This window comes from Acidovorax lacteus, from assembly GCF_039540375.1.
GTDB classification, from domain to species: Bacteria; Pseudomonadota; Gammaproteobacteria; order Burkholderiales; family Burkholderiaceae_C; genus Acidovorax_G; species Acidovorax_G lacteus.
On sequence record NZ_BAABEX010000004.1, the window covers coordinates 79,614 to 91,019 of the forward strand.

Here is an 11,406-nt window from a genome sequence, read left to right on the forward strand (position 1 = left end):
ATGTGGTGCGACACTCCGGGCGGCCCGGCACGTGCAGCTTTGCCGCACGTGCCGTGTAGACGTCCCATGCCCGACAGCGGTCTGCAGCGTTTTGAATGAAAATGGCTGCTTGTGCTTGCCAAACAAGCACAAGCAGCTACTTTTTTGATAGCAGATGCCCCGCTCAGCGGGACCTGCCCAGCGGAGACCCCACCACCATGCGCCCTGCCACAGCCCCTGCAGTGACCGCGTTCGAGCCCGAATTTGTCGAGGGCCTGCGCGAAATCTTTGAAGAAAAGATCGTCTTCAACCAGGTGCTGGGCCTCAAGATCGTGACGCTGCGGCCCGACGCGGTGGAGGCGCGCATCGACATGCGGCCCGACCTGGTGGGCCACTATGCGTACAACCGCATCCACGGTGGCGTGATCAGCGCGGCGCTGGACGCCATGGGCGGCCTGGCGGTGATGGTGGCGATTGGCGCCAAGCACATGGACGAGCCGCCCGAGCAGCGCCTGCATCGCTTTGCCAAGCTGGGCACCATCGACCTGCGCATCGACTACCTGCGCCCGGGCATCGGCACGCACTTTGGCCTGCGCGCCGAGGTGCTGCGCCTGGGCTCGCGCGTGGCCACCACGCGCATGGAGTTCGTCGGGCCCGACGGACAGCTCATGTCGGCGGGGGCTGCGGCCTACATCGTGTCGTAGCCTCGCCAAGCGCGGCGCGTGTGAGCCGCTGCAAGCCTTGCAAACGCATGCAACGGCCGAGCGGTTTGGTTACGCACCTTGCACAACGCGCGCAGACCGCGGCCGGGCCGCGGCCTAGCATGGGTTTCTTTTCGTCAAGGAGATCCGATGGCCGTGCAGAACCCGTTTTTTGGTAAACGCGAACCCGAGTCTTTTGGTGCGCGCAACGCGCCGCCTGCCGGGCCTCTGGCCGGGCTCGGCAGTCAGGCCAGCCAGCCCGCTCCCCCAGCCCAGGCGGCGGCCAAGCCCGCTGCGCCCACGGCCAGCGCCACGGCCGATGGGACCGGTGGCAGCAAGCTCACCGTGGGCCCGAACATCAAGCTCAAGGGCGTGGAGATCACCGACTGCGACACGCTGGTGGTCGAGGGCATCGTCGAGGCCACGATGGATTCGCGCGTGATCCAGATCGCGGAGCAGGGTGCGTTCCGCGGCTCTGCCGAGATCGACATTGCCGAAATCCATGGCGAGTTCCACGGAACGCTCACGGTGCGCCAGAAGCTCGTGATCCACGGCACGGGCAAAGTCAGCGGCAAGATCCGCTACGGCAAGCTGGTGGTGGAAGAGGGCGGGCAGCTCGCGGGCGAGATCGAATCGGCCCACCTGAGCGCCACCCGGGTGCCAGGCAGCATGCCCGCGCTGCCGCGCGGTGAGCCTGCGCTGGCTGCGGCCTGAGGCCGCCCGCCTTCAGCCCGCCAGCGGCGCGGCGGGCTTGGGCACCGGGCGCGGGCGCCCCTGCGCGTCGATGGCCACGTAGGTCAGGCGCGCTTCGGTCACCTTCACAAACTGGCCTTGCGTGGCAAAACGCTCGGCAAACACCTCCACCTCCACGGTGACCGAGGTGTTGCCGATGCGCGTGACGGCGGCGTAGAACGACAGGATGTCGCCCACGCGCACCGGCTGCTTGAAGATGAATTCGTTGACGGCCACGGTGGCCATGCGGCCCTGGATATGGCGCGCGGGCAGCACCGAGCCGGCCAGGTCGACCTGGGCCATGACCCAGCCGCCAAAGATGTCGCCATTGCCGTTGGTGTCGGCTGGCATGGGGATGACCTTGAGCACCAGTTCCTTGTCGGTTGGCAACTGGGCGGCGGGGGGGCTGAATTTCTCGGACATGGGCACAATCTCGGTTGGGGCAGCGCCGCAGGGCGCTGCCATGGGGTGCCTGCGGCCGCAGCGCGCCGCCAGCACAACAACAAGCCCGGAATTGTCCCCCATGCGCCGCAGCGGCGAATCGCCTCCTCCCCCATCTGCCCCCGGGGCTGCGCCTGCGCGCTCCGACTGGGCCACGCTCGGCCGGCTCTGGCCCTATCTGTGGCAGTACAAGTGGCGCGTGCTTGCGGCCATCGCCTTCATGGTGGGGGCCAAGCTCGCCAACGTGGGCGTGCCGGTGCTGCTCAAGCAACTGGTCGATGCGATGGATCTGCCTGTGGGCAACCCGGCGGCCGTGCTGGTGGTGCCCGCAGGGCTGCTGCTGGCCTACGGGCTGCTGCGCCTGTCGACCTCGCTGTTCACCGAACTGCGCGAACTGGTGTTTGCCAAGGCCACACAGGGCGCGGCGCGCAGCATTGCGCTGCAGACCTTTCAGCACTTGCACGGCCTCTCCCTGCGCTTTCACCTGGAACGCCAGACGGGCGGCATGACGCGCGACATCGAACGCGGCGTGCGCGGCATCGAGTCGCTGATCTCGTTCTCGCTCTTCAATGTGGCCGCCACGCTGGTCGAGGTGGTGCTGGTGCTCAGCGTGCTGGCCGTCAAGTTCGACGCCTGGTTCGCCTGGATCACGCTGGGCGCGCTGGTCTGCTACATCGCCTACACGGTGGTGGTGACCGAATGGCGCACCAAGTTCCGCCGCGAGGCCAACGAGTTCGATTCGGCCGCGCACACCAAGGCGGTGGACTCGCTGCTCAACTACGAGACCGTCAAGTACTTCAACAACGAGGCCTTTGAGGCGCGCCGCTACGACGAAAGCCTGGAGCGCCTGCGCCGTGCGCGGCTCAAGAGCCAGACCACGCTGTCCATGCTCAACGCCGGGCAGCAGCTCATCATTGCCGTGGGCCTGGTGGCCATGCTCTGGCGGGCCACGCAGGGCGTGGTCGATGGCCGCATGACGCTGGGCGACCTGGTCATGGTCAACGCCTTCATGATCCAGCTCTACATCCCGCTGAACTTCCTGGGCGTGATCTACCGCGAGATCAAGCAGAGCCTTACCGACTTGGACAAGATGTTCGTGCTCATGGACAAGGAGCGCGAGGTGGCCGACGCCCCCGGTGCGCCTGCCCTGGCCGGACTGGACGCGCCCACCGTGCGCTTTGACGACGTGCACTTTGCCTACGACCCGGCGCGGCCCATCCTGCAGGGTCTGAGCTTCGAAATCCCCGCGGGGAAGACGGTGGCCGTGGTCGGCCCCTCGGGCTCGGGCAAGAGCACGCTGGCGCGGCTGCTCTACCGGTTTTATGACATCCAGCAGGGCGCGATCCGCATCGCGGGGCAGGACATCCGCAGCGTCACGCAGGCCAGCCTGCGCCGGGCCATCGGCATCGTGCCGCAGGACACGGTGCTCTTCAACGACACCGTGGCCTACAACATTGCCTACGGCCGTACCGACGCCACCCAGGCCGAGATCGAAGCCGCCGCCCGGGCCGCGCGCATCCACGACTTCATCGCGGGCACGCCCAAGGGCTACGCGACCATGGTGGGCGAGCGCGGGCTCAAGCTCTCGGGCGGCGAAAAGCAGCGCGTGGCCATTGCGCGCACGCTGCTCAAGAACCCGCCGATCCTGATCTTTGACGAGGCCACGAGCGCGCTCGACTCGGCCAACGAGCGCGCCATCCAGGCCGAGCTGCAAAGCGCCGCCCAGGGCAAGACCACGCTGCTGATCGCGCACCGCCTGTCCACCGTGGTGGACGCGCACGAGATCCTGGTCATGGAGGCCGGCCGCATCATCGAACGCGGCACCCACGCGGCGCTGCTGGCGCAGGGCGGCCGCTACGCGAGCATGTGGGCCTTGCAACAAAGCGATCCGTCAGCATGAACGCTGCGCTTGAAGGCGGCCCCGGTGCTCCGCGCCTGTGTTTGCTGCGCGGGCCAAAGTGCCCCGCCACTCCCCATCCGTTCACGCTGAGCCTGTCGAAGTGCCGCGCAAGGCTTCGACAAGCGCAGCCTGAACGGTCGGTGTTGCGCCCGCCTGCCTCATTGGAACCACACTCCCCGAAGCCATGAAACCTGTCCTGCTGGCCCTCAACCACCTGGCCGATGCCCACCGTGCGCAGATTGCTGCGCAGTACGAGCTGCTGTACGCCCCCGATGCGGCAAGTGCGCAGGCGGCCATGGCCGCCCACGGCCCGCGCGTGCAGGCCGTGCTGACCATCGGTGCCACCGGCCTGAGCGCCGCGCAGATGGACGCGCTGCCCGCGCTGTCGCTGGTGTGCGTGCTGGGGGCAGGCTATGAGAACGTGGACGTGGCGCATGCGCGCTCGCGCGGCATCGTGCTGGCCACGGGCGCGGGCACCAACGACGACTGCGTGGCCGACCACACCTGGGGCCTGCTGATCGCGGCTGTGCGTGGCATACCGCGGCTCGACCAGCTCACGCGCCAGGGCGTGTGGCGCACGGCCTTGCCGCTGCCGCCGAATGTGTCGCACAAGCGCCTGGGCATCCTGGGCCTGGGCACCATCGGCCAGAAGATCGCACAGCGCGCCCTGGGCTTCGAGATGGAGGTGGGCTACCACAACCGCAGCCCGCGCAGCGACGTACCCTACCGCTACTTTGCCGACCTGCAGGCGCTGGCCACCTGGGCCGACTTTCTGGTGGTGGCCACGCCGGGCGGCGCGGGCACGCGCCACCTGGTCAACGCCGCAGTCCTCCAGGTGCTGGGCCCCACAGGCGTGGTGGTCAACATCGCACGCGGCAGTGTGATCGACACCGCGGCCCTGGCCGCCGCGCTGCGTGAAGGCCGCGTGGCCGCAGCGGGCCTGGACGTCTACGAAAGCGAGCCCGCCCCGCCAGCCGAATTGCTGGACCTGCCCAACGTGGTGCTCAGCCCCCACGTGGCCGGCTGGTCGCCCGAAGCCGTGCAGGCCTCGGTGGACCGCTTTCTGGAGAACGCCCGCCGCCACTTTGCGGGTGAGGCGCCGGTCTCGCCGCTCTGAGGTGGTCTTGAATGAAATCGGCTGCCCGTGCTTGAAATTCAAGCACGAGCAGCTATTAAAATAATAGCAAACGAGTCGAGGCCTGCCCATGGACCTGCCCGCCCTGCAGCACCGCCTGCGCGCCTTTGCGGCCGAGCGCGCCTGGCAGCCCTACCACACGCCCAAGAACCTGGCCATGGCGCTCATGGTCGAATCGGCGGAGCTGTTGGAGCTGTTTCAGTGGCTGACGCCCGAAGAATCGGCCCGCCTCACGGCCGACCCCGCGCAGCGCGAGCGCGTGGCCGACGAACTGGCCGATGTGCTGCTGTACCTGCTGCAACTGGCCGACCACACGGGCATTGATCTGCACGAGGCCGTGGAGCGCAAACTGCTGAAGAACGCGGCCAAGCACCCGGCGCCCGCGGCGATGCAGGAGCCGCACAGCCTGAAGTGACGACGGCGCCCTGCGGTACCGTGTCGCAGCAAGAGGCCGGCGAGGCACAGTCGCGCCGAAGCCCCGCACCTCACCAGCCCGCCGGTGCCAGCACCGAAGCCGGCCCATGAGACCCCATCCGCCCACGTTCGGGAAAGGTCTGGCAGCACAGAGGTGCGGCCACGGGCCCGATGTGGATCACGATCGTGTCGTTGGGCAGGGCCAGCGTGCGGGTGCCCGGGGGCAGGCCCGTGCTGGCAAAGGGCTGTCCGTGGCGGGTCGCTGAACGGGGCGGCGCAGACCCGGAGATGTCGCCAGTCCGAAGGGGTCGGAAAGAATCGCGCTGGATCGCCAGGTCCCTTGCGGCGTTGTTGCTGTGTGCCGCGGTGCCTGAGGGGCAAGGGGAAATGCCCAGACACGCGCAAAAGCAGCGCCGGATAATGCCTGCATGGAAACCAAGTGGCTTGAAGATTTCGTCAGTCTTGCGGAAACGCGCAGCTTCAGCCGCTCGGCCCAGTTGCGGCACGTGACCCAGCCCGCGTTCTCGCGCCGCATCCAGGCGCTGGAGGCCTGGGCGGGCACCGATCTGGTGGACCGCAGTTCGTACCCCACGCGCCTGACCCCGGCGGGCAAAACCCTGTACGACCAAGCGCTGGAAGTGCTGCAGGCCTTGCAGAACACCCGCGCCATGCTGCGCGCGCACACCAGTGCGGGCAAAGACATGATCGAGTTCGCCGTGCCGCACACGCTGGCGTTCACGTTTTTCCCGGCGTGGGTGTCGAGCCTGCACGAGAAGTTCGGCCCGTTCAAAAGCCGCCTGATCGCCCTGAATGTGCACGACGCGGTGATGCGTTTGCTGGAAGGCGGCTGTGACCTGCTGATCGCCTACCACCATGCCTCGCAGCCCATTCAGCTCGACAGCGACCGCTACGAGATGGTGAGCCTGGGGCAGGAGGTGCTGTCCCCGTACAGCAAACCGGACGCCGATGGGCTTCCGCTGTTCCGCCTGCCGGGGCGCGTGGGCTATCCGCTGCCCTACCTGGGCTATGCGCCCGGCGCATACCTGGGGCGGGTGACCGAGCTCATTCTCAAGGAGTCCGACACCCCCATCCACCTGGAGCGCGTGTACGAGACCGACATGGCCGAAGGCCTGAAGGCCATGGCGCTGGAAGGGCATGGGGTGGCCTTTTTGCCGTACAGCGCAGTCAAAAAGGAACTGCGCGCGCGCCGTCTGGTCAGTGCCGCACCCGACATGGGCGAAAGCCTGCAAATGGTGATGGATGTGCGCGCCTACCGTGAAAAACCCGCAGGCAAGGAATCGCCCAAAAGCACCGCCCAGGCGCTGTGGGCCTACCTGCAGGGGCAGACAGGGTCATGCTAAGGGTAAATACGGATATAAACTGTTTGCATAGTTGTCCGCGCAATCGGCATTGGAGTTTCACGATCACGACACGTACAGTTCGCGCCGTGATGACATCAGGCTGGCGACGGGGGCAACAAGCCCATGCTGGCATGACGCTTGCATGACCGTTGCGTTTTCGTACCGAAAGACTGCCATGAAACGATCGCTGTGGAGTTGGGCCTGGGGCTGTGCCGCACTGTGCTGCGCCACAGCGACGGCAGCGCAGCCGGTGCTGGAGCGGGTGGCGGCCGGTGGCAAGCTGGTCATCGGCCACCGCGAGTCGTCCGTTCCGTTTTCGTACATCGACCGCCAGACCGGCAAGCCCGTGGGGTATGCGCTGGACCTGTGCCTGCGCCTGGCCGAAGTGGTGCGCAAAAAGGCGGGTGTCAAGGACATGCCTATCGAACTGGTCATGGTCACGCCTGCCAACCGCATCGCCATGGTGGAAGAGGGCAAGGTGGACATGGAATGCGGCTCGACCACCAACAACGCCGAGCGCCGCCAGAAGGTGGCGTTCACGATTCCGCACTTCATCACCGGCGCGCGCATGCTGGTCAAGGCCTCCAGCAGCATCGACCGGATGGAAGACCTCAACGGCAAGAAGCTGGTGTCCACCAAAGGCACCACCCCGCTGAAGGCGGCGGACCAGGCCAACCGCGAGCGGCTGATGGGCATCACCATCATCGAAGCGCCTGACCATGCGCGCGGTGTGGAGATGGTCGAAAAAGGCGAGGCCGACGCGTTTGTGATGGACGACGTGCTGCTGTATGGCCTGGCGGCCAACCGGCCCGATCCCAAGGCGCTGAAGGTGGTGGGGCGCTTCCTCACGACCGAGCCGCTGGCGATCATGCTGCCCAAGAACGACCCCGAATTCAAGAAGGTCATCGACGAGGAGATGCGCCGGCTGATCACCAGCCGCGAGATCTACCCCATCTATGACAAGTGGTTCCTGAAGCCCATCCCGCCTCAGAACACCACGCTGAACCTGCCCGTGAGCTACTTGCTGCGGGACTTCTGGAAATACCCCACCGACCAGGTTCCGTTCTGAATAAGATCGCCGAGGGGCGATGCCTTTGCCGGAGAATGCGCACCGCGGGCACAAGCCGCCGTGCGGATGGTCCGGAATCCACCTCTTTTCTTCGCTTCACACACAAGGAGATACCGATGAAGAAGCAATTGCTCGCGGTTGCCGTGACCGCGCTGGCTGCAGGCGCAGCGTTCGCCCAGGCCAACGACACCCTGGCCAAGATCAAGGCCTCTGGCAGCGTCACTCTCGGGGTGCGCGAATCTTCGGGCCTGTCGTACACGCTGGGCAACGGCAAGTACGTCGGTTTCCACACCGAAATGGGTGAAGTCATCCTGGCCGACATCCAGAAGCAACTGGGTCTGCCCAAGCTGGAAGTCAAGTACCAGCCCGTGACCTCGCAAAACCGCATTCCGCTGGTGACCAACGGCACCGTGGATCTGGAGTGCGGCTCCACCACCAACAACGCCGCACGCCAGAAGGATGTGGCGTTCGCCGTGACCACCTACGTGGAAGAAGTCCGCATCGCCGTGAAGGCCAACTCGGGCATCACCTCGGTCAAGGACCTGAACGGCAAGACCGTGGCCACCACCACCGGCACGACCTCGGTGCAGACCCTGCGCAAGCACGAGCGCGCAGGCGGCATCGACTTCAAGGAAGTGTTCGGCAAAGACCACGCCGACAGCTTCCTGATGCTGGAAACCGGCCGTGCCGATGCCTTCGTGATGGACGGCTCCATCCTGGCCGCCAACATCTCGAAGTCCAAGACCCCCGCCGACTACAAGATCGTGGGTGAAGTCCTGAACGTCGAGCCGATCGCCTGCATGCTGCGCAAGGACGACCCGGCCTTCAAGAAGGCTGTGGACGACTCCATCAAGCGCCAGATCAAGGACGGTTCGCTGGCCAAGCTGTACGACAAGTGGTTCATGCAGCCCGTGCCGCCGACCAACGTCGCGATCAACCTGCCGATGTCGGCCGCCACGAAGGAAGCCTGGGCCAACCCGAACGACAAGCCCATGGAAGACTACGCCAAGAAGTGATCTGCTGATTGGCGCCGCCCCTTCGAACGACGGGTTTGAAGGGGCTTTTTTGTTGGGTGCGCTGCGGTGCTGTTCCTCAAGCAACTGCGTGGCTCCGGGGCTTGCCCGGCGGCTGTGGTTGCAGTTGTTTGTGGAACCGACGACCGTGCGTGCCTCCCGTTTCTCGACAAGAACTAAAGGGGTGATCCTATGAGCTGGGATTGGCAGGTGTTCTGCCAGGACACCATGGACCGGGAAGTGGTGCAAGGCTGCTTTGGCAAGGGCGGCGACATCACCTACCTGGACTGGATGCTGTCGGCCTGGGGCTGGACGGTGTCGGTTGCCGTGCTGGCTTTGGTGCTGGCGCTGGTGGTGGGTTCCATCGTGGGCACGCTGCGCACGCTGCAGGACCGGCCGATGGTCGTGCGCCTGGGCAATGCGTGGGTGGAACTGTTCCGCAACATTCCGCTGCTGGTGCAGATTTTCCTGTGGTACCACGTACTGCCGACGCTGTTTCCGGTGCTGCGGGGCGTGCCGGGCTTTGCGCTGGTGGTGCTGGCGCTGGGTTTCTTCACGTCGGCCCGTATTGCCGAGCAGGTGCGCTCGGGTATCCAGGCGCTGCCGCGGGGCCAGCGTTACGCGGGCATGGCCGTAGGCTTCACCACGTTTCAGACCTACCGCTATGTGCTGCTGCCCATGGCGTTTCGCATCATCGTCCCGCCGCTGACGAGCGAGACGATGAACATCTTCAAGAACTCGTCGGTGGCCTTTGCCGTGTCGGTGGCCGAACTGACCATGTTTGCCATGCAGGCGCAGGAAGAAACCTCGCGCGGTATTGAGATCTACCTGGCTGTGACAGGCCTGTACATCGTGTCGGCCTTTGCCATCAACCGCATCATGGCCTTCATCGAGAAGCGCGTGCGGGTGCCGGGCCTGATCGCCGCAGGCGGGGCAGGGGGGCACTGAGATGAATCTCGATTTTTCGTTCTACAACTGGGACCTGATCTCCAACTTCGTGCTCAAGGGGCTGTACTTCAGCCTGATGCTCACGGTGGTGGCCACGATCGGGGGCATCTTCTTCGGCACGCTGCTGGCGCTGATGCGACTGTCGGGCAAGAAGTGGCTGGAAGTGCCGGCCACCATCTACGTCAACGGCATGCGCAGCATTCCGCTGGTGATGGTGATCCTGTGGTTCTTCCTGCTCGTGCCGCTGCTCATCGGTCGCCCGATCGGGGCCGAACTTTCGGCCGTGATCACCTTCATCGCGTTTGAAGCCGCGTACTTCAGCGAGATCATGCGCGCTGGCATCCAGTCGATTCCGCGCGGCCAGATCTTCGCGGGCCAGGCGCTGGGCATGACCTATGGCCAGAACATGAAGCTGGTGGTGCTGCCCCAGGCTTTCCGCAACATGCTGCCGGTGCTGCTCACGCAGACCATCATCCTGTTCCAGGACACGTCGCTGGTGTACGCCATTGGTGCCTACGACATGCTCAAGGGCTTTGAAGTCGCCGGCAAGAACTATGGGCGTCCGATCGAGGCCTACCTTGCGGCGGCGGTGGTGTACTTCGTGATCTGCTTTGCGCTGTCGTGGCTCGTCAAGCGCTTGCACCAGAAGATTGCGATTATTCGATGACACCCTTCGAGTCGCTGCGCGCCAGTGCCCCCGCAGCGGGGCGGTGTGGCCGGGGCCCCGGGACGGGCCCGGTGCCCTGCAAGCGGTGCCCGACATGCGGCACGCCCCGTGCAGCGACCCACAACTGACATGAGTCGGAGTGAACAATGATTGAACTCAAGAACGTTTCCAAGTGGTACGGCAGCTTTCAGGTCCTGAACGACTGCTCGACCCAGATCAGCAAGGGCGAGGTGGTGGTGGTCTGCGGCCCGTCGGGCTCCGGCAAGTCCACGCTGATCAAGACCATCAACGCGCTCGAACCCTTCCAGAAGGGTGAGATCTATGTGGACGGCGTGGCCGTGCACGACCCCAAGACCGACCTGCCCAAGCTGCGCAGCCGCGTGGGCATGGTGTTCCAGCACTTCGAGTTGTTTCCGCATCTCACGGTGACGGAAAACCTCACGATCGCCCAGATCAAGGTGCTCGGCCGCAACCCCGAAGACGCCAAGAAGCGCGGCCTGAAGATGCTCGAACGCGTGGGCCTGATGGCGCACAAGGACAAGTTCCCAGGCCAGCTCTCGGGCGGCCAGCAGCAGCGCGTGGCCATTGCGCGCGCCCTGTCGATGGACCCGATTGTCATGCTGTTCGACGAACCCACCTCGGCGCTCGACCCTGAAATGGTGGGCGAAGTGCTGGACGTGATGGTGGGTCTGGCCCAGGAAGGCATGACCATGATGTGCGTGACCCACGAAATGGGCTTTGCGCGCAAGGTCAGCAACCGCGTGATCTTCATGGATGTGGGCGGCAAGATCCTGGAAGACTGCTCGAAGGACGAGTTCTTCGGCAACCCCGACGCCCGCCAGCCGCGGACCAAGGACTTCCTCAACAAGATCCTGCAGCATTGAGGCGCATCCCCCTGAGCGGCTGCGCCGCTTCCCCCTTCTCTCGAACGGCTGCGCCGTTCGGGAAGGGGGACGCAGCCCTCGCTGCGGGGCGGCCCTTGCTCGGCTGCTCTGGCCTGGGGCCACGCCAGTTTTTGCCGCCATGACGAAGCGTGCGCTGTGGGG

General features: G+C 65.6%; 12 protein-coding genes. 11 read left to right on the top strand and 1 reads right to left on the bottom strand.

Features of this window, described 5'->3' with window-relative positions; translation table 11 throughout:
• The first annotated feature begins 197 nt into the window (after positions 1-197).
• Together ABD866_RS02435 and ABD866_RS02440 are read left to right on the top strand one after the other, a co-directional pair.
• Positions 198-683: a thioesterase family protein gene (locus tag ABD866_RS02435; protein WP_345060861.1), complete on the top strand. Its 486-nt coding sequence runs from the start codon at positions 198-200 to the stop codon at positions 681-683.
• Between the two features lie 147 nt (positions 684-830).
• Positions 831-1,394, top strand: a complete 564-nt coding sequence (locus ABD866_RS02440; protein ID WP_345060863.1) for a bactofilin family protein — start codon at positions 831-833, stop codon at positions 1,392-1,394.
• A 12-nt stretch (positions 1,395-1,406) separates the two neighbouring features.
• Here ABD866_RS02440 and ABD866_RS02445 read toward each other — a convergent pair whose 3' ends face one another.
• On the bottom strand, positions 1,407-1,835 hold the full coding sequence (locus tag ABD866_RS02445) for an acyl-CoA thioesterase (protein WP_345060865.1): 429 nt from the start codon (positions 1,833-1,835) through the stop codon (positions 1,407-1,409).
• Between the two features lie 100 nt (positions 1,836-1,935).
• Here ABD866_RS02445 and ABD866_RS02450 point away from each other — a divergent pair, with 100 nt between their 5' ends.
• The 9 genes from ABD866_RS02450 to ABD866_RS02490 all read left to right on the top strand — a co-directional run bounded on the left by ABD866_RS02450 (position 1,936) and on the right by ABD866_RS02490 (position 11,244).
• Complete coding sequence (locus tag ABD866_RS02450) at positions 1,936-3,753, top strand: ABCB family ABC transporter ATP-binding protein/permease (protein ID WP_345061018.1); 1,818 nt, start codon at positions 1,936-1,938, stop codon at positions 3,751-3,753.
• 184 nt (positions 3,754-3,937) lie between these two features.
• Positions 3,938-4,870 carry a 2-hydroxyacid dehydrogenase gene (locus ABD866_RS02455; protein ID WP_345060867.1) on the top strand — a complete coding sequence of 311 codons (933 nt, stop codon included), beginning with the start codon at positions 3,938-3,940 and terminating at the stop codon, positions 4,868-4,870.
• Positions 4,871-4,958: 88 nt separating this feature from the next.
• Positions 4,959-5,303: a nucleotide pyrophosphohydrolase gene (locus tag ABD866_RS02460; protein ID WP_345060869.1), complete on the top strand. Its 345-nt coding sequence runs from the start codon at positions 4,959-4,961 to the stop codon at positions 5,301-5,303.
• Positions 5,304-5,730: 427 nt separating this feature from the next.
• Entirely contained in the window at positions 5,731-6,663 is a 933-nt protein-coding gene (locus ABD866_RS02465) for a LysR family transcriptional regulator (protein WP_345060871.1), read from the top strand.
• 175 nt (positions 6,664-6,838) lie between these two features.
• Positions 6,839-7,732: an amino acid ABC transporter substrate-binding protein gene (locus ABD866_RS02470; protein ID WP_345060873.1), complete on the top strand. Its 894-nt coding sequence runs from the start codon at positions 6,839-6,841 to the stop codon at positions 7,730-7,732.
• 116 nt (positions 7,733-7,848) lie between these two features.
• Positions 7,849-8,748: an amino acid ABC transporter substrate-binding protein gene (locus ABD866_RS02475; RefSeq protein ID WP_345060874.1), complete on the top strand. Its 900-nt coding sequence runs from the start codon at positions 7,849-7,851 to the stop codon at positions 8,746-8,748.
• A gap of 189 nt (positions 8,749-8,937) precedes the next feature.
• On the top strand, positions 8,938-9,693 hold the full coding sequence (locus tag ABD866_RS02480) for an amino acid ABC transporter permease (RefSeq protein WP_345060875.1): 756 nt from the start codon (positions 8,938-8,940) through the stop codon (positions 9,691-9,693).
• Position 9,694: 1 nt separating this feature from the next.
• On the top strand, positions 9,695-10,360 hold the full coding sequence (locus ABD866_RS02485; RefSeq protein ID WP_345060876.1) for an amino acid ABC transporter permease: 666 nt from the start codon (positions 9,695-9,697) through the stop codon (positions 10,358-10,360).
• A gap of 146 nt (positions 10,361-10,506) precedes the next feature.
• Positions 10,507-11,244 carry an amino acid ABC transporter ATP-binding protein gene (locus ABD866_RS02490; RefSeq protein WP_345060877.1) on the top strand — a complete coding sequence of 246 codons (738 nt, stop codon included), beginning with the start codon at positions 10,507-10,509 and terminating at the stop codon, positions 11,242-11,244.
• The last annotated feature ends 162 nt before the right edge of the window (positions 11,245-11,406 follow it).